The organism is Sphingobium xanthum (assembly GCF_019737615.1).
Taxonomy (GTDB): Bacteria; Pseudomonadota; Alphaproteobacteria; order Sphingomonadales; family Sphingomonadaceae; genus Sphingobium; species Sphingobium xanthum.
The window spans coordinates 141,930-159,009 of record NZ_JAHKKS010000006.1 but is presented as its reverse complement, the minus strand read 5'-3'; the positions used below and the strand labels follow the sequence as shown (position 1 = coordinate 159,009).

14 protein-coding genes and 2 pseudogenes are annotated in these 17,080 nt (G+C 64.9%); 9 read left to right on the top strand and 7 right to left on the bottom strand.

What is annotated here, in order from left to right:
- Window positions 1-89: 89 nt before the first annotated feature.
- Both KM135_RS11820 and KM135_RS11815 read left to right on the top strand, forming a co-directional pair.
- Window positions 90-422 carry a PilZ domain-containing protein gene (locus tag KM135_RS11820; RefSeq protein ID WP_221714223.1) on the top strand — a complete coding sequence of 111 codons (333 nt, stop codon included), beginning with the start codon at window positions 90-92 and terminating at the stop codon, window positions 420-422.
- A 79-nt stretch (window positions 423-501) separates the two neighbouring features.
- Entirely contained in the window at window positions 502-840 is a 339-nt protein-coding gene (locus KM135_RS11815; RefSeq protein ID WP_221714222.1) for a PilZ domain-containing protein, read from the top strand.
- 10 nt (window positions 841-850) lie between these two features.
- On the opposite strand, the gene recG is transcribed toward KM135_RS11815, so the two are convergent.
- Window positions 851-2,917, bottom strand: coding sequence for an ATP-dependent DNA helicase RecG (recG, locus tag KM135_RS11810; protein WP_221714221.1), 2,067 nt, complete (start codon window positions 2,915-2,917; stop codon window positions 851-853).
- Window positions 2,918-3,010: 93 nt separating this feature from the next.
- On the opposite strand from recG, the gene KM135_RS11805 reads away from it, so the two are divergent.
- From KM135_RS11805 to KM135_RS20210, 4 genes and pseudogenes are all read left to right on the top strand, one after another.
- The gene (locus KM135_RS11805) at window positions 3,011-3,277 is read left to right on the top strand and encodes an FAD assembly factor SdhE (protein WP_221714296.1); all 267 of its coding nucleotides are present in this window, start codon (window positions 3,011-3,013) and stop codon (window positions 3,275-3,277) included.
- Between the two features lie 16 nt (window positions 3,278-3,293).
- Complete coding sequence (gene mfd, locus KM135_RS11800; RefSeq protein ID WP_221714220.1) at window positions 3,294-6,758, top strand: transcription-repair coupling factor; 3,465 nt, start codon at window positions 3,294-3,296, stop codon at window positions 6,756-6,758.
- Window positions 6,759-6,903: 145 nt separating this feature from the next.
- Window positions 6,904-7,743, top strand: a pseudogene (locus KM135_RS19770) (SdiA-regulated domain-containing protein); the annotation flags it as partial.
- 63 nt (window positions 7,744-7,806) lie between these two features.
- Window positions 7,807-7,908: pseudogene (locus KM135_RS20210) on the top strand (PEPxxWA-CTERM sorting domain-containing protein); the annotation flags it as partial.
- A 50-nt stretch (window positions 7,909-7,958) separates the two neighbouring features.
- Here KM135_RS20210 and KM135_RS11790 read toward each other — a convergent pair.
- On the bottom strand, window positions 7,959-8,666 hold the full coding sequence (locus KM135_RS11790; RefSeq protein ID WP_246605991.1) for a class I SAM-dependent methyltransferase: 708 nt from the start codon (window positions 8,664-8,666) through the stop codon (window positions 7,959-7,961).
- Window positions 8,656-9,117 carry an Rrf2 family transcriptional regulator gene (locus KM135_RS11785; protein ID WP_221714219.1) on the bottom strand — a complete coding sequence of 154 codons (462 nt, stop codon included), beginning with the start codon at window positions 9,115-9,117 and terminating at the stop codon, window positions 8,656-8,658. Before KM135_RS11785 ends, KM135_RS11790 begins: the two co-directional genes overlap by 11 nt.
- A 116-nt stretch (window positions 9,118-9,233) precedes the next feature.
- Between KM135_RS11785 and KM135_RS11780 the strand changes: the two genes are divergently transcribed.
- Complete coding sequence (locus KM135_RS11780) at window positions 9,234-10,703, top strand: helicase HerA domain-containing protein (RefSeq protein WP_221714218.1); 1,470 nt, start codon at window positions 9,234-9,236, stop codon at window positions 10,701-10,703.
- A gap of 214 nt (window positions 10,704-10,917) precedes the next feature.
- Window positions 10,918-12,723 (top strand): methyl-accepting chemotaxis protein, encoded by a 1,806-nt coding sequence (locus KM135_RS11775; protein WP_221714217.1) that lies wholly within the window; start codon window positions 10,918-10,920, stop codon window positions 12,721-12,723.
- Here KM135_RS11775 and KM135_RS11770 read toward each other — a convergent pair.
- On the bottom strand, window positions 12,720-13,109 hold the full coding sequence (locus KM135_RS11770) for a cation:dicarboxylate symporter family transporter (protein WP_221714216.1): 390 nt from the start codon (window positions 13,107-13,109) through the stop codon (window positions 12,720-12,722). The genes KM135_RS11775 and KM135_RS11770 overlap by 4 nt on opposite strands.
- A gap of 143 nt (window positions 13,110-13,252) precedes the next feature.
- On the opposite strand from KM135_RS11770, the gene KM135_RS11765 reads away from it, so the two are divergent.
- Complete coding sequence (locus KM135_RS11765; protein ID WP_246605988.1) at window positions 13,253-14,809, top strand: phospholipase D-like domain-containing protein; 1,557 nt, start codon at window positions 13,253-13,255, stop codon at window positions 14,807-14,809.
- Here KM135_RS11765 and KM135_RS11760 read toward each other — a convergent pair.
- The 3 genes from KM135_RS11760 to KM135_RS11750 are packed head-to-tail and all read right to left on the bottom strand — an operon-like array spanning window position 14,802 to window position 17,016.
- Window positions 14,802-15,812 carry an SMP-30/gluconolactonase/LRE family protein gene (locus tag KM135_RS11760; RefSeq protein WP_221714215.1) on the bottom strand — a complete coding sequence of 337 codons (1,011 nt, stop codon included), beginning with the start codon at window positions 15,810-15,812 and terminating at the stop codon, window positions 14,802-14,804. The two genes, KM135_RS11765 and KM135_RS11760, sit on opposite strands and share 8 nt — an antisense overlap.
- A gap of 23 nt (window positions 15,813-15,835) precedes the next feature.
- Window positions 15,836-16,645 carry a hypothetical protein gene (locus KM135_RS11755; RefSeq protein WP_221714214.1) on the bottom strand — a complete coding sequence of 270 codons (810 nt, stop codon included), beginning with the start codon at window positions 16,643-16,645 and terminating at the stop codon, window positions 15,836-15,838.
- Complete coding sequence (locus KM135_RS11750; RefSeq protein WP_221714213.1) at window positions 16,642-17,016, bottom strand: DUF6152 family protein; 375 nt, start codon at window positions 17,014-17,016, stop codon at window positions 16,642-16,644. Before KM135_RS11750 ends, KM135_RS11755 begins: the two co-directional genes overlap by 4 nt.
- Between the last annotated feature and the right edge of the window lie 64 nt (window positions 17,017-17,080).

Genomic DNA, 17,080 nt, shown 5'->3' with positions numbered 1-17,080 from the left:
GCCTTCGCTCGCCATTAACCGTCCGGGTTGATGGCTGGTTCATCGAATCGGGTGACACTCACTCCCATTGGATCGGGGGGTCTCAGGTCATGCCGCAAGCTGCTTCTTCGCCGGAATCGCGCCGCGCACCGCGCGAGGCGATCGATTGCCCATCGCGCATCTGGAGCGCGGCGCTGCCGCCTTCTCCGGCGCTGATCGTCAATGTCTCGCCGCATGGCTGCATGATCCGGAGCGACAGATCGGTGCGGATCGGGGAGCGCATCGGGGTCGACGTGCCGAGCATCGGGGCGTTGCATGGACCGGTGATCTGGTCGCTCGGCGCACGGTTCGGCATCGAGTTCGAGAACGCCATTGAACTGGAACCCTATGTCGCCATGCTTTCGCTGCTCAAGGGATCATTCGATGCGCAGAGTTTTGCCTGAGCGGCGGCCTGACAATCTTTTGGTAATCAAGCACTTGTAAATTCTTCGACAGTTCAGAACTTTAAGGCGGGTCAACAATATGGAAGCAGCACGTAAGGTCGAACCGGAATTTGTTCAGCGTCGTCAGACACAGCGCGATCTGGTCGATTACAAGACTGCCCTCCTACGCCCCGGCAACCTGCGCCGGGATGTCCAGCTCGTCGACATTTCGCCCATGGGCTTCCACGCCCGTTGCGGCACGGATGGCTTCGAGCGCGGCGAAGCCGTCAGCATCCTGCTGCCACTGGTTGGCATCGTGAAGGCCCGCGTCATGTGGAGCCTGAAGGGTTGCTTCGGCGGCCAGTTCCTGCTGCCAATCGATGCGCGCGCCTATCTCGATTGCCTCGCCCGGCTGCGCGAGGGATCGACGCGCGACTGAGCGCAAGCGTCTAGCCGCTCGCGAGCAACGCGATCGCCGCGTCGCGCTCGAATAGGTAGAGGCAGGTCCGTGCCGCCTGCCCCCGCTCCGAATCCAGCCCGCCGTCGCGATCCATCAGCAGGCGCGCATCATCATGTGCCGCGCCGAGCAGGTCCTGTATCTGCTCCGGTGTCGCAATGCGGAAACGCTGTTCCCCCGATTGGCGCGTGCCCAGAATTTCGCCCGCGCCGCGCAGCCGCAGATCCTCCTCCGCGATTCGAAAGCCGTCATTGGTCTCGCGCATCAGCGCGAGCCGCGAGCGCGCCGTCTCGCTGAGATTCTGCCCGTGAAGCAGCATGCAGAATGAGCGCTGATCGCCGCGCCCGACCCGGCCGCGAAGCTGGTGAAGCTGGGCGAGGCCAAAGCGCTCGGCCGCTTCCACCACCATCAGCGTCGCATTGGGCACGTTCACGCCCACCTCGATCACGGTCGTCGCGACCAGCAGCTTGAGCCGCCCGCTGGCGAACGCTTCCATCACCGCATCCTTCTCCGGTCCGGGCATGCGACCATGAACGACGCCGACCATCTCCGCCCCGAAACGGTTGCGCAGGATCGCCGCGCGCGCCTCGGCAGCGGCCTCGTCCTCGGCTTCGCCCTGCTCGACGAGCGGGCAGACCCAATAAGCCTGCCGCCCGCCGCCGATATGGCGTCCGAGACCTTCGATCACCTCTTCCAGGCGCGCATCGGAAATGACGCGCGTGTCAACCGGCTGGCGCCCCGGCGGCATCTCGTCGAGCCGCGAGACGTCCATGTCGCCATATTGGGTCAGCGTCAGCGTGCGGGGGATCGGCGTCGCGGTCATCACCAGCAGATGCGGCGTCCGCTCCGCCTTGGCGGTCAACATCAGCCGCTGCGAGACGCCGAAACGATGCTGCTCGTCGATGATCGCCAACGCCAGATTGCGATAGGCAACCGCATCCTGAAAGATCGCATGCGTGCCGACGAGGATGTGGATGCTCCCGTCTGCCAGTCCCATCAGTGTCGATTCGCGCGCCTTGCCCTTGTCGCGCCCGGTGAGCAGCGCGATGTTGACCGGCAGACCGGCGAGCATCTCCCGGAGGCTCGCAAAATGCTGGCGCGCGAGGATTTCCGTCGGCGCCAGAAAAGCGCCCTGCCCGCCCGCCTCGACGGCATTGAGCAGCGCCATCAGCGCCACCAGGGTCTTGCCCGATCCGACATCGCCCTGCAGCAGACGCAGCATCGGTATGCTCTGCGCCATGTCACCCTCGATCTCGGCGAAGGCCCGGCGCTGGGCGCCGGTCGGCGCGAAGGGCAGCTTGAGCTGATCGCGCAAATGCCCGTCGCCCGCGATCGGATTGCCGCGCCGGCGCCGGGTCGAGGCGCGCAGCAGCATGAGCGCGAGCTGGCTCGCGAAGATCTCGTCGAACGCCAGCCGCTCGCGCGCCGACTTTGCGCCAGGATCCTCGTGCGCCGCAGCCAACGCCGGACGCCAGTCGGGCCAGCTCTTGCGCTGCTTGAGGCCAGGCTCGATCCATTCCGGAAGCTCCGGCGCCCGCGCCACGCCCTGCGCGACGAGTTCGCGCATCCGCCCGTTGGTGATCCCTTCCGAGAGGCCATAGACCGGCTCGCGATCCGGAATCGCCCCAGCCTCGCCCAGCTCGACGACATGATCCGGATGAACGATCTGCAAATCGTCGCCGAACTGGTCCAGTCGCCCGGAGACGAAGCGCGGTTCGCCGATCGGGAAGAGCTTGCGCGGCCACCCGCTGTTCTTGCCGAAATAGACGATACTGACGGGATCGCCCGCTTCATCCACTGCCCGCACGCGGAACGGCGCGCGCGCGGAGCCGGACGAGCGATAATCATGCGCGGTCAGCACGAGACCCACCATCCGCCCCGTCTCCGCCTCGACCAGACGCCGCACCCGTTGCCGCTCGATCCAGCTGACCGGCAGATGGAAAGCGAGATCGACCGCCCGCGTCAGCCCCAGCCGCTCCAGTGGCTTGACGACGGCGGCCCCCACGCCTTTCAGCGCGGAGCTTTCGGTGAACAGCGGATTGAGAATATCGGGGCGCATGACTATGTGATCGGCTCTAGCCCAAGCCGACGGGAGCTTCAAATGCGCCCGCCGGCCAATTGTCATTGTGCGTGCATGGCGGAAAGGACCGGAATGATCGAGGAAAGCCGCCTGCGCCGCATGCATTTCCGCGCCTGGCATCGCGGCACGAAGGAAGCCGATCTGCTCGTCGGGGGCTTTTTCGATACCTATGGCCGTGGCTGGACCAGCGAACAGGCCGATTGGTTCGAGACGCTGATGGAAGAGCAGGACGTGGACATCATGGCCTGGGCCATCGGAACCGCGCCTGTCCCTGCGCAGTTCGAAGGCGAGATGATGCAGGCCATGCGCCAGCTCGACTACATCCCGATCGCGAAGTGATCCCCGTCAACTTCATATGACCAACCTCCCCCGCATCCTCTCGGCCAAGGTGCCGCTCACCCTCTCGGGCATGCCGCAGGGTTTCACGCCGGTACTGCTGGCCGACCTCGCGCGCGCCGCGAAGGGTCGCGTCTGCTTCGTCGCGCCGGACGCACAAATGGTCAATGCGATCGAGCAGACCGTCCGTTATTTCGCGCCGGAGCTGGACGTGGTGCGCATTCCCGCCTGGGATTGCCTGCCCTATGATCGCGCGTCCCCGTCCCTGCGTGCCGCGTCTGGGCGGCTTGCCGGCCTCCATGCCCTGCAAGGCACGCCGAAAGGCACGCAACTCGTCCTGACGACGATCAACGCGGTCACGCAGAAGACGCTGACGCCGTTCCGCATCCGCCAGATGGTCGCCCGCCTCGCACCGGGCGAGCGCATCGCCATCGACCGGCTCGTCGCCCTGCTCCAGTCGAACGGCTATGTCCGCACCGACACCGTCCACGATGCCGGCGAATATGCCGTGCGTGGCGGCATCGTCGATCTCTTCCCCTCGGGCGAGCCCGGCCCGCTGCGGCTCGATTTCTTCGGCGACGAGATCGAGACCTTGCGCCGCTTTGATCCGGCCGACCAGCGCACCACGGGGGCGGTCGATCATTTCATGCTGCTCCCCGCGTCCGAGGCGCTGCTGGACGAAGAAAGCATCAAGCGCTTCCGCAGCCGCTACCGGGAGATGTTCGGCGCGACCGCCACCGGCGACCCGCTCTATCAGGCGATCAGTGACGGCCGCCGCCTCGCGGGTATGGAGCATTGGCTGCCGCTGTTCGAGGAACGGCTCGTACCGCTCGCCGAACATCTGCCCGACGACACGCTCTGGGTCCGCGACGGCGGCGTTTCCGGCGCAGCCGAGGCGCGGTTCGAGGCGATCCGTGATTATCATGCCAATCGCGTGCAGGCCGCCGCCGCTTCGCCCGGCGCCTATCGCCCGCTCCCGCCCGACAGGCTCTATCTGATGCCGGAAGAGTGGGACGCGGCGATCGCCGATCTGCCGGTCCACATCACCTCGTCCTTCCACGAGCCCGGGAGCGCGACCGTGCTCGACTTCGGTGTCGACAGCGCCCGCGATTTCGCGCCCGAGCGCGCGCAGAACGCCAATGTCTACGAGGCGGTGGCGAAGCATCTGGAACAGGCGCAGCGCAAGGGCCGCAAGCGCATCATCGCCAGCTATTCGGCCGGCGCGCGCGAGCGCCTCTCCGGACTGCTGCTCGATCATGGTGTCAAGCGCATGATGCTGGTCGAGAGCTGGCAGCAGGCGCAGGGCAAAGCCGCCAAGGGCGCGGTCGCGCTCGCCGTCCTCCCGCTCGATCACGGCTTCGCCACGGCCGAGATGGAAGTGCTGACCGAGCAGGACATGCTCGGCGACCGGCTCGTCCGCCGCCAGAAGAAGCGCAAGAGCGCCGACGCCTTCCTTGCCGAGCTGGCGACACTCTCGCCCGGCGATCTCGTCGTCCACGTCGATCACGGCATCGGCCGCTACGAGGGCCTGACGTCGATCCCGGTCGGCAAGGAGCCGCACGACTGCGTCGCCTTGACCTATGCGGGCGGCGACAAGCTGTTCGTGCCGGTCGAGAATATCGACGTGCTCTCGCGCTACGGATCGGGCGAGGACTCGGTCGCGCTGGACCGGCTCGGCGGCGAAGCCTGGCAGCGGCGCAAGGCGCGCATGAAGGAGCGCATCCGCGAGATCGCCGGCGAGTTGCTGGCGACCGCGGCGATGCGCGCGCTCAAGGCCGCGCCGGCTTATGAACCGGAGACCAGTGGCTATCCGGCCTTCGTCGATCGTTTCCCTTATGAGGAAACCGAGGATCAGGACCGCGCCATCTCCGACGTGCTGGAGGATCTCGCCGCCGGCAAGCCGATGGACCGGCTCGTCTGCGGCGATGTCGGCTTCGGTAAGACCGAGGTCGCTTTGCGCGCCGCGTTCGTCGCGGCCATGGCGGGCGCGCAGGTCGCGCTGATCTGCCCGACGACCCTGCTCGCGCGCCAGCATCACCTGAATTTCGAGGAGCGCTTCCGCGGCTTTCCGCTCAAGATCGGCCGCCTCTCCCGCCTCGTCGGCGCGAACGAGACCAAGGCGACCAAGGAAGGTCTTGCCGACGGCACGATCGACATCGTCATCGGCACGCACGCGCTGCTCACCAAGGGGCTGGAGTTCAAGCGGCTCGGCCTCGTCATCGTCGATGAAGAACAGCGCTTCGGCGTCGTCCACAAGGAGCGGCTGAAGCAGCTCAAGACCGACGTCCACGTCCTGACTCTCACCGCCACGCCGATCCCGCGCACGCTCCAGATGGCGATGTCCGGCCTGCGCGAACTCAGCGTCATCCAGACCCCGCCGGTCGATCGCCTCGCCGTGCGCACCTATGTCATGCCGTGGGACGATGTGGTCCTGCGCGAGGCGCTGCTGCGCGAGCATTATCGCGGCGGCCAGACCTATTTCGTCGTACCGCGCATTTCCGACATGCCGGACATGGAGGATTTCCTGCGCGACAAGGTGCCGGAAGTCCGCGCCATTTCCGCGCACGGCCAGATGTCGCCAAGCGAAGTCGAAGACCGCATGTCGGCCTTCTACGAGCGCAAATATGACGTGCTGCTCTCGACCACCATCGTCGAGTCCGGCCTCGACATCCCCAGCGCCAACACGATCATCATCCACCGCGCCGATCGCTTCGGCCTCGCCCAGCTTTATCAGCTGCGCGGCCGCGTCGGCCGGTCCAAGACGCGCGCCTACGCCTACATGACGACGCAGGCCGACCGCGTGATCACCGAGACGGCCGAGAAGCGCCTGAAGGTCCTCTCCGATCTTGACACGCTCGGCGCCGGTTTCCAGCTCGCATCCCACGATCTCGACATTCGCGGCGCCGGCAATCTCGTGGGCGACGAACAGAGCGGCCACATCAGGGAAGTCGGCTTCGAACTCTACCAGTCGATGCTGGAAGAGGCGATCATGGAGGCCAAGGCCGGCGGTGCCCATCTCGCCCCGGTGAGCGACAAATGGTCTCCGCAGATCAATGTCGAGGCGCCGATCCTCATTCCGGACGAGTACGTCCCTGATCTCGACCTGCGCATGGGCCTCTATCGCCGGATCAACGAGCTGGACGAGAAGCAGGGCATCGAGGCCTTCGCCGCGGAGATGATCGACCGCTTCGGCCAGCTGCCCGATGCGACGCAGAACCTGCTCACCCTCATCGAGGTGAAGATGAACTGCCGCAAGGCCGGCATCGCGCGCATCGACATCGGCCCACGCGGTGCGCTGGTAAGCTTCCACAACGATCAATGCCCGAACCTCCCGGGCCTGCTCGGTTATGTCCAGAAAATCGGCCCCATCGCGAAGCTGCGCCCGGATTCGAAGCTCGTCATCCAGCGCGCCTGGGGTGACCCGAAGGCTCGGCTCAACGGCGCGCTCAAGCTCAGCCAGGGGCTTGCCAAATCGATCGGATAATGCCAGCCCCGCCTGAATTTCTCGCAGTCGTTAACCTTTGTTAACCATTGTAATCAGCCCGTCACACTGCCCGACAATAGTCCCGCCGCGCCTTCCACCGGGAAGACGCTGATTTCAGTCGATTGCGACTGAGTGGGAGATTGCCATGAAGACGACATTCCTGCTCGCGGGCATTGCCATGCTCGCCCTTTCCGCCGGTGCCGCGAACGCGGCCGGGCTGCTCGACTATTATTCCGTCAGCTATGCCAAGGCCATCGACACGCCCGAAGCGAGCGCCGTCGCCTATAACTGGGACACGCAGACGCTGATGGTCAGCAACGACGAAGAAGAAGATGACGGCACGAGCATCTTTGGCGAGTATGACGTCAAGGGCAACAAAACCGCCACTATCATCATCGATGGCTGCCTCTCGCTCGGCGCCGCACAGTGCGATCCCGAGGGCCTCACTTATGTCGGCGGCGGCAAATATGTCGTGGCCGAGGAGCGCTATCAGGACATCGCCCTGCTCAGCCAGACCGGCTCGAGCGGCAGCACGCGCTTCTACACCGCCTATCAGGATGCCCCGACCATCAGCATCGGTCCCGACGCTGGCAACAGCGGCCTCGAGGGCATTGCTTACAACAAGATCACCGGCGACTATTACGGGGTCAAGGAGCGCCAGTCCGAGACGATCTGGAAGGTCTCGGACGTCGATTTCGGTGCTGAAACCGCCACCGTGGCCACCTTGTTCAATGCCGAGGCGCTGCCCGGCATGGACCGTCTGTCGGACGTCGCGGTACTCTCCAACGGCCTGTTCGCGGCAACGCCCCTCGGCGACAATCTGCTGATCCTCAGCGGCCGCTCGTTCAAGATCCTGGAAGTCACGCAGGCCGGCGCGGTCGTCGGCAGCTATGATCTCTCCGCCTTCAGGTCGCTGGTCGATCCGGCGGACGAGGGCGGCAAGTTCGAGGGCCTGACGCTCGATCATCTGGGCAATATCTATCTCGTCAGCGACGATGGCGACGGCCCGAACCAGTCCTATCTCGTGAAGCTGAGCTATACCGGCCCCGGTGCCGTGCCCGAGCCGGCGACGTGGGCGATGATGATCGCGGGTTTCGGCCTCGTCGGCAGCGCGATGCGCCACCGCAAGACGAGCGTTCGCTTCGCCTGATCTTGGACAAGACGGCAAGGTGCGGGTTCGGCACCCGCACCTTGATACCATCAGGCGTGGCCGATCCAGCCGCGCCACGTGAAGGCGCCGTAGAACAACGCCGCATCGGCAAAGCCGCCCTCGCGCAGGATCGCTTCGTCCTGCTCGGGCGTCAGCATGTTGACTGCGGTCGCTACCGCTGCGCGTGCCGCCTCCGCCTGTCGCGGATCGAAGCCGGACGAGACCGCGAAGGCAGCATAGCGCGAGAGCCAGAGATCCTTCTCTCCCATGGCCTGCGGGAAGCTGCCATGCGCCGCCACGAACGGCGCACCCGGCTTCAGCCGCTGGTGGATTTCTTGCACCGTGCGCAGCCGTTCGGCCTCATCGAGAAAATGCAGCGTGAGCAGGCATGTCGCCGCGTCGAAGGGTCCTTCCGGCGCATCGTCGATATAGCCTTCGATTAGCTCGGCGCGATGCGCCTGATCGCCAAGCATATGCGCGGCTAGATCGAGCATCGGCCCCGCAGGATCGACGCCCACGAACGTCCAGCCAGGATGAGCATCCGCCAGGGCCTTGAGCTCCTGTCCGCCACCAGCGCCCAGGACGAGCACGCGCGCGTCGGCCGGCGCCCGTTCCGCCAGCAGCAGCCCGGTCATGCGATGCAGCGCGTCCAGCCCGGGCACGAAGCGGCGCGGCCCGTCGCTGTAGCGCGCGACCGTTTCGGGATCGACGAAGCCCCGCATGAAGTGCTGCGCGCCGTCTTTCGTCTCAATGCTCATGACCATGATCCTGCGTTGTGCCCGGGCGTGCCGCCATGCGGGCATGAAAATCCGCGCTGAGCATCGCCAGCGTCACCTCGCCGAGCCGGCCGAGCAGCAAAGCCTCGGCCTGCGCGAAGGCATCGCTCAGCGCGGCATTCACGGCTTGCTCGACGAGACAGCCCGGCGCCTCCGTCCGGTTGCCCATTGCCAGCAGTGACGGCTTGCCCAGCGCATCATAGATGTCCCGCAGCGTCACTGCTTCCGGATCGCAGGCGAACGTCCAGCCACCGCCATGGCCCTTTTCCGAACGCACGAAGCCGGCATCGCGCAGCCCGGCCATGATCCGGCGAATCACCACGGCATTTGTCTGCATCGCGACCGCCAGCACCTCGGACGTCACCGGCCCATCGGCTTCCGCCATATGCAGCAGCACATGCAGCACGCCGGACAATCTGCTGTCACGTTTCATGTAACTTCAAATAGTGCGTGATCGCGGCGAGTCAATCCACAGGCTTTCGCTCGACCGGACGCAAAGGCGGACCGTGCCCCTTGCCCGCCGGATCGCCGTGGGTAAGAGCAATCCTCGTGACCAACTCCCTCATCATCGGAAACGGAGTCGATGGCGCCCCGGTGCGGATCGACGTCGAGGAACTGCTGGCGACGCGCCTGCTCGTCCAGGGCAATAGCGGTTCGGGAAAATCGCACCTGCTGCGCCGTCTTCTCGAGGAAAGCGCCACGCTCGTGCAGCAGGTCATCATCGATCCGGAAGGCGACTTCGTTACCCTGGCCGAGCCGTTCGGCCATGTCGTCATAGAGGCTGCGTCCTATGGCAGCGCCGAAATCGCCCAGCTTGCCGCGCGTATCCGCCAGCATCGCGCCTCGGTCGTCCTCGCGCTCGATGGGCTGGAGCTGGAAGCTCAGATGCGCTGTGCTGCTTTGTTCCTTTCCACCCTGTTCGATGCGCCGCGCGAGCAATGGTATCCCGCGCTTGTGGTGGTCGATGAGGCCCAGATGTTCGCGCCCGCCGCCGCTGGCGACGTCACGGACGAAGTGCGCCGCCTCTCGCTCGCCGCGATGACCAATCTCATGTGCCGCGGCCGCAAGCGCGGCCTGGCCGGAGTCATCGCCACCCAGCGGCTCGCCAAGCTGGCCAAGAACGTGGCGGCCGAAGCCTCGAATTTCCTCATGGGCCGCACCTTTCTCGACATCGACATGCAGCGCGCCGCCGATCTGCTTGGCATGGAGCGCCGCCAGGCCGAGCAGATCCGCGATCTGGAGCGCGGCCATTTCCTCGCGCTCGGCCCGGCCGTCAGCCGCCGCCCGGTCGCGGTCAGCATCGGCGCGACCCGCACCGCGCCGCGCACCTCGATCGGCGGCCTGCTGCCGATGCCCGAGGCGCCCGCGCAGGACATGTTCGCCCTCCTCCATGCCGATCTGACCGAGGACGTCGCGCCACCGGCGCGAGCGCCGGAGCCGCAGCCCGAGAGTATCGACAGCCTGATCGCGCATATCGCGACCTCCCCGCTGACCGAGACGGAGGAGAGCGCACTGCTCACGACACCGGCGGCGGCGCCCGCGCCCGATTTCAACGAAGCACTCGGCGCAATATTGGACGAGATGGCGCAGGACGAGGAAGCCCCGTTCCGTCCCGCCGCCGTCACTTATCAGGACTTCACCGTCCGCTGCCGCATGCAGCGCATCCCGCCCAGCATCCTCGATCTCGCCGCGTTCCGCCGCCGCTTCGCCATGACGCTTGCCGGCTTCGACACGCAGCGCGAACCCTCGGACGCCGACGACATGCTGCGCGACATTGCGCGCGGCGTTCCGGACGATCTTCTCGCGCCTTTCCTGCTGATCGCGCGCGCCGCCATCGACGGTGAGCCCTGCCCCGACGACGACAGCCTTGCGCGCATCTATGGCACACGCAGCCCCGGCCGTATCCGCCGCCTGTTGGAGCATCTGGAAAAGAGCGGCCTCATCGTGCTGCGCGCGGATTATGGCGGGCGACGCTCGGTCGGCATTCCCGGTCTCAATCTCTCGACGGCAGCGCTCTGAACCGCCCTGCGGCCGACCTTTCCTGGGTCGATGAGGCATTTCCAGAGATTAACACCGTTCTATTGCTAAGACGCATAAGCCTTTGGAAAAACTCAACGATCGCCCAAGAATCGGCGCAAATCCGCCGATTTTACAATAGCGAATAAGAATTCATAAACCTACCATCGCTAGATAGTTTCTGCTGCCGTCGTTGAGATTTGGGGGAATATTCAGAATGACGATCGTAAACATGGTGCGTGCCGGCGCATGCTTGTTGTTGGCGCTGATCTCAATAGGCGGTTGGTATGCCTCGGAAGAGGTCAATCTCATTCGCTTCGGTGGACCGATTCAGCAGATGAATCAGGAAACTTCAGATCTGGTAGCCGATATTCTGCCGCCGCCAGAATATGTAATCGAGGCCTATCTAGAAGCGACGCTGATTGCCAATCGCCCTTCCACTGTCGGCGAGCGCGCGTCCCGTCTCAGCAAATTGAAAGAGGAATATGATGCCCGACACGACTATTGGATGAAATCGACGCTGAATGAGTCTGTCCGAAATCCCCTGATCGTCGAGGCGCATAAACATGCGGTCGAATTCTGGAAGGAACTCGGCGACTACCTCGTCCCGGCAGCGACGCGCGGAGATGCTGCCGCAGTCGAGGAAAGCTACCGCCGCCTTAGCTCAGCGTATGACGCGCATCGTTCGATGATCGACAAGACGGTCGCGGCGGCCCAGTCGTACCGCGCTCAGCTCTCCAAAGAATCTGAGGCCTCTTTAGACAGAGCGCTCTGGATCATCGGCGCATTGGGAGCGGGGACGTTGGCGCTTGTGATCGGTTTCAGCTGGATGATCTTGAGCCGCGTCGCAAATCCCCTCGCGCGCAACGCAGGTTTGATGAAGCGTATGGCGCGGGGAGATCTCGACTTTGCGCTTCACGGCGCAGATCGGTCGGATGAGGTCGGCGACATGGTGCGAGCGATGCAGACTTTTCGCGAGGCCGAGCAGGAGAAGACGGTTCTTGAGGCAGCCGAGCGCCAAAATCGCGAAGCGCAGGAAGCCGTGATTGTCGTGTTGAGCGAAGCTCTTCGCAACCTCGCCGCCGGCAACATCAGCTATCGGATCGATAATCAGCTGGAGGGACGGTACGAGATTCTGCGTCAGGATTTCAATTCTGCGCTGACGGCCATGGCGAGCGCGCTGCGCGTTGTCGCCCTATCCGCAGAGACCATCCAGCTGAGTTCCAACGAGGTTGCACAAGCTTCGAATGACCTCGCCGAACGCACGCAGGTTCAGACACAGCAGGTGCAAGCAACGTCTGAAGCGGTCGGTCAGATCAACCTGGCTTTCAAAGGCACGGCGACGCGGGCCGTGACGGTGCGCGAAGCCGTAGAAAGCGCGAGCGACGCTGCCGAACAAGGCGGCGAGATCGTCGAGGGCGCGGTGGAAGCAATGGGAGCGATCCAGCGTTCTGCTGCGCGAATTTCCGAAATCACCACCCTCATCGACGGCATCGCTTTTCAAACAAACCTCCTCGCTCTGAACGCTGGCGTCGAAGCTGCGCGGGCGGGGTCGGCGGGTGCCGGGTTCGCCGTTGTGGCTAACGAAGTGCGTGCCCTTGCTCAGCGGTCCGCCGAGGCCGCTCAGGAGATCCGAGGTCTCATCGTCGCAAGCAATGAGGACGTCGATCGCGGCGCTGCGCTCGTCGGAACGACCGGCGAGCGGCTCAAGTCGATCATTCAGGAAGTTGGGCGCATTTCTCATCTCGTTCGCGAAATGTCCGATTCCGTCAGCGCGGAAACCGGACGTGTTGAAGGCATAAGCTCAACCATGACCGAAATGGAGCGGATGACGCAGCAAAATGCTGCCATGGTCGAGGAGTGCAGCGCGGCTTCCAGAATGCTGGCCGACGAAAGCCGGAAGATGGCGAAGCTCGTTTCCAATTTCCGCATCGACATTCCCGATCCGCGCGTGACCGACCGACTGGTCCAAGATGCGCGCACCGGCACGGAATGGCGGACGAGCGATCCTCTCGCCGCTTAGGCAATAGGCACGGCCGGCAAAGCTGGCGGCCGGACGCTTGTTCGGCCGCAATCGCAGCGCGCGTGGGGACTTTGGGACGTCCCCACCGCTCGCCGCGCCCTGGCAATGCCAATGATCGCGGCTAACTTCTTGTCGTCCACAGCCCCTCCGATCGGCGAGAGATACATCAAGAAATGGATGATCTTGAAGAAGGCCGCCGAGAGCCGCTCCAGCGCGTCCGTGATCGGCCGCCACTTTTCCCCCATCGCGACTGCCATGCCGAACAGGCACGAGACGAACGGCACTTGTAGCACCTCACCCTCAGTGAAGGCGGACGCAATGCCCGCCAACGTCGCCGGCAGCACCTGGAGCCAGAGCTGGTCAAACGGGATCGATCGCCGGTTCATCCGGTGCTGCTCCCTCAAACAGCGCACAGCTATGTGTCGGGAGGCAGGCCGCGACAAGACCGATGGGACAGACGGGCCGATGGAACCGGATCGTTCCTGCCGGGTTGTGAGCACAGGGAAATGGGAGGCCGGGAATGCGCCATATGGCGCGTGCGCCCGAGGACATGACTTCGGAATTGCACGCAAGATTGTCGAAAATCCTCTCGACGAGCGACACCGCCCGGCGTGTTGCCGACACTGATGCTCTGTTCCAGCCCGACCGCAACTGCTGGCGCCTCGAGACGGCTAGCCAGGCTTCCGTCATCATCGATGCCGACGATTATTTCCGCCATGCGCGCAAGGCCATGCTGGCGGCCCGCCACCAGATCCTGCTGATCGGCTGGGATTTCGACACGCGCATCGTCCTCGACTCCAACTCGGAAAGCCACGAAGGCCCGCGCCATATCGGGCCGTTCCTTTCATGGCTCGCCAGGCGCCGTCCGGAGTTGGAGATCTTCATCCTCAAATGGGACCTCGGCGCGATCAAGCTGCTCGGCCGTGGCAGCACGCTGTTCCGCCTGGCGCACTGGGTCGTGCAGGACCGCATCCATTTCCGGCTCGATCACGAGCATCCCGCCGGCGCCAGCCATCATCACAAGATCCTCGTGATCGACGATAGCCTCGCCTTTTGCGGCGGCATCGACATGACTGCCGAGCGCTGGGACACGCGCGAGCATCGCGATGAGGATGACCGGCGCCAGCGCCCGACCACGCATCGCGACTATGGCCCCTGGCACGATGCGACGATGGCGGTCGCGGGACCGCTGGCAAAAGCGCTCGGCGAGCATGGTCGCGCGCGCTGGGAAGCGGCGTGCGGCAAGCCCCTCCCCGAGCCGCCGGCCGTCGATCTCGATTGGCCCGGGACTTTGCCGGTCATGTTCCGCGACCAGCAGTTCGCCATTGCCCGCACGCGCGGCGCCACCGATGCGCAATCACCCCTGCGCGAGATCGAGCAGCTCTTCGTGGACATGATCGGCGCGGCCGAGCGGCACATCTACATCGAGAGCCAGTATTTCGCTTCGCGCATCGTCGCCGAGGCACTTGCCGACCGGCTGCAAGAACCCGACCCGCCGGAGATCGTGGTCATCAACCCGAAGGCAGCCGGCGGCTGGCTGGAAGAGAAGGTGATGGGCCCGGCCCGTGCCGTCCTCGTGGAACATATCGGCAAGCACGATCCCACGGGCCGCTTCCGCATCTACTGCCCGGTCGCCGCGCACGGCACGGACATCTATGTCCACGCCAAGATCATGATCGTCGATGATCGCATCCTGCGGATCGGCTCGGCCAATCTCAACAATCGCTCCATGGGCCTGGACAGCGAGTGCGACCTCGCCCTCTGCGCAGATTGCTGCGATGACGAGCGCGTCAACGAAACGATCGCCAGCCTGCGCGCGGACCTGCTCGCCGAGCATCTCGGTGTCGATCAGGACATCGTCGAGGCCTGGATCGCCCGCACCGGCTCGCTGATCGAGACCATCGAGGGTCTGCGCGGCGACGGCCGCACGCTCAAGCCCTATGAGATACCGGACTTCACCGAAGCCGAACGCAAGCTGGCCGAAAGCCAGCTGCTCGATCCGGAAAGTGCGGACAATGGCTTCGAGCCGCAGTCGCGCCCCGGTCTGCTGACGCGTCTCGGCCGTCGGAAGCGGAAAGCTACTTAGCCCGCCCCTGGAACCCGGTCGCCACCGTCTTCACGCGGTAGATCGTCATTGCAACGTTCCGCACGCCTTCCGGCGTCGCCCAGGCTTTGCCGTCCGGCCCAACGGCGCCCATCGCGCCGACATAAAGCGTCTGCTTGCCCGGCCCGGAAAAGGCGATCGTGATCGCCCGGCGTGGCACCGGGATGACGCCCAACTCCTTGCCGGCCTTGTCGAACACATAGACGCCGGCATCGCCGGTCACATAGAGCCGCCCCTCGCTATCGACCGCCAGCCCATCGCCGCCGAACCCGCCGCTGTCCCTGGAGAGCGTGGCAAAATCGCGCCGGTTGGTCGCCGTCCCATCCTTGCCGACGTCGAAAGCGACGACCTTCGTCCGGTTGGTGACATAGAGCGTCTTGCCATCCGGGCTGAGGATCACGCCGTTGGTGAAGATGTCCATGTCCGCGATCACGCTCACCGACCCGTCGGCGCGTGCATGATAGAGGCCCGTCTGCGTGTAATAGGCGCCGCCGAACCCGTCAGCCATCAGGTCGTTGAGCCGGCCCAGGCCCTTGCCGTCCGCGAAGCTGTTGGCAATCAGTCGCTGCTCCGGCGCGATCTGTACGACGCGGGTCAGTTCGTTGCAGCTTGGCCTATGCAGGCCGGGATCGGTGCAGGTCCGCTCGACCGCGAACAGCCGCCCCTTGGCATCGATCGAGACCGCGCCGACGCCAGCCACATTGGCGCGATACACATATTCCTTCCCGTCAGGCCCGAGCTTTCGGATGCTGTTGCTCTGCTCCTGCGCGAAGAGCAGCCCGCCATCGTCCGTGCCGACCATGCCATCCGCGGTCATGAATCCCGCCCAGGCCAGCTCCCAGGCCGACCCCGCCGCGACGACGCCGTCGATCGGCTGGATCGCCGCGTCCTTCTCGCCCGGCAGCAGGTCGGCCCGTGCCGGCCCCGTCAGCGCCATCATGGCAACCATCGCGGCCAGCGCGGTCAGACTGATGCTCTTCCTCATGGCCTTCCTCCCCTGTCGCCGGTTCACGGCACCTTCTCCGGCTCGATCGTGTTCGACGTGCCGTCGAAGCCGGTGCGGTCATTCTCGAATTCGATGCTGATCATGCGATCGAAGCCCTTGGCCCGCGTGTAGGCGAGCTTCACCGTCCAGGGCTGGGTCAAGGTCTTGGGATCGGTGATAGTGATCTCGCCCTCGATCATGTCCGGCCCCGTCATGCGCAGCCGCTCGACATAATGCGCGTCCTCGGAGAGCGGCGGCCCGCCGTGGAAATAGATGTTCGGGTTCTTGACGCTGACCGTGTCGATCACGAGCGTATCGCCCTCCCATCGGCCGATGCTGTCGCCCCAGGCGGTCGGCCAGCGATCCTCCTCGGGGGGATGGGGCCGCCCATCCGTGTAGATGTAGCGCACGTCGCGATAGGCATTGATGATGACCACTTCCTCGGGCGTCACCAGAAACTGGATCGGCGCGTTGGAGTTCATCATCATCGGATAGCCCCAGCCATTGGCCTTGCGGTTGCCGCCGGTCTTCATCCGCTCGGCCTGCCGCGCCTTGCCTTCCTCGTTCCAGGGCGCGCCGAAGCCGGTGAGTTGCATCACGCTGCGATTCCAGGGCTCGCCGCGATCCCGCGCCGCCAGCATCTCGACCGAGAGCCCACCGATGTTCGTCTCCAGATGCGCGCTCAGCCACAGCCCGTCCCAATATGGCAGCTTGGCGAAGGCGCTGGTCCGCTCCTTGGGCGGCAGCTTCTTGGGGACGCCATCCTGCGCGAGGACCGCCCCGCTCATGCTGGCCAGTGCCGCGAGCGCGAGGACGATCGCGCCCCGCTTCACGCCTTCTTCCCCAGCGGCTTGCCGTCCATCGTCGTCACGGTGAGGACCACGCCGCCCTTGCCGCCATTGCGCAACGGATTGATCGTCACGTTGATCTGGCTGCCCGGCTTCACTGTCGAGGGGCGCCATCCCTCGGCATAGAGATACATCGGCGCGCCCATCTCCATGCTCCAGTCCTCATTGGCGCCGTTCGCGCCCTTGACCGTGAGCTGGATGTAGCAATGCGGATTGGTCCACTCGAACTGCCGCACGGTGCCCGTGACGGTCACTTTCCTGGTCTGGTCGAACATGGCCATGCTGTGATGAGCGCGCGCGCTCGGCACGCACAGCGACAGGGCAAGCGCCACCGCCACTGCGAGATGATGCCTCATAGGTTCCTCTCCTGCCTCTTTAAGGGCTGAGGCCATAGTGGCAGTCGAAATTGACAAAGTCACG

What these genes read in the sequence shown, in the direction of transcription:
- KM135_RS11820 (WP_221714223.1), top strand. Translation starts at nt 90, where the DNA reads ATGCCGCAAGCTGCTTCTTCGCCGGAATCGCGCCGCGCACCGCGCGAG.
- KM135_RS11815 (WP_221714222.1), top strand. Translation starts at nt 502, where the DNA reads ATGGAAGCAGCACGTAAGGTCGAACCGGAATTTGTTCAGCGTCGTCAG.
- recG (WP_221714221.1), bottom strand. Translation starts at nt 2,917, where the DNA reads ATGCGCCCCGATATTCTCAATCCGCTGTTCACCGAAAGCTCCGCGCTG.
- KM135_RS11805 (WP_221714296.1), top strand. Translation starts at nt 3,011, where the DNA reads ATGATCGAGGAAAGCCGCCTGCGCCGCATGCATTTCCGCGCCTGGCAT.
- mfd (WP_221714220.1), top strand. Translation starts at nt 3,294, where the DNA reads ATGACCAACCTCCCCCGCATCCTCTCGGCCAAGGTGCCGCTCACCCTC.
- KM135_RS11790 (WP_246605991.1), bottom strand. Translation starts at nt 8,666, where the DNA reads ATGAGCATTGAGACGAAAGACGGCGCGCAGCACTTCATGCGGGGCTTC.
- KM135_RS11785 (WP_221714219.1), bottom strand. Translation starts at nt 9,117, where the DNA reads ATGAAACGTGACAGCAGATTGTCCGGCGTGCTGCATGTGCTGCTGCAT.
- KM135_RS11775 (WP_221714217.1), top strand. Translation starts at nt 10,918, where the DNA reads ATGACGATCGTAAACATGGTGCGTGCCGGCGCATGCTTGTTGTTGGCG.
- KM135_RS11770 (WP_221714216.1), bottom strand. Translation starts at nt 13,109, where the DNA reads ATGAACCGGCGATCGATCCCGTTTGACCAGCTCTGGCTCCAGGTGCTG.
- KM135_RS11765 (WP_246605988.1), top strand. Translation starts at nt 13,253, where the DNA reads ATGGCGCGTGCGCCCGAGGACATGACTTCGGAATTGCACGCAAGATTG.
- KM135_RS11760 (WP_221714215.1), bottom strand. Translation starts at nt 15,812, where the DNA reads ATGAGGAAGAGCATCAGTCTGACCGCGCTGGCCGCGATGGTTGCCATG.
- KM135_RS11750 (WP_221714213.1), bottom strand. Translation starts at nt 17,016, where the DNA reads ATGAGGCATCATCTCGCAGTGGCGGTGGCGCTTGCCCTGTCGCTGTGC.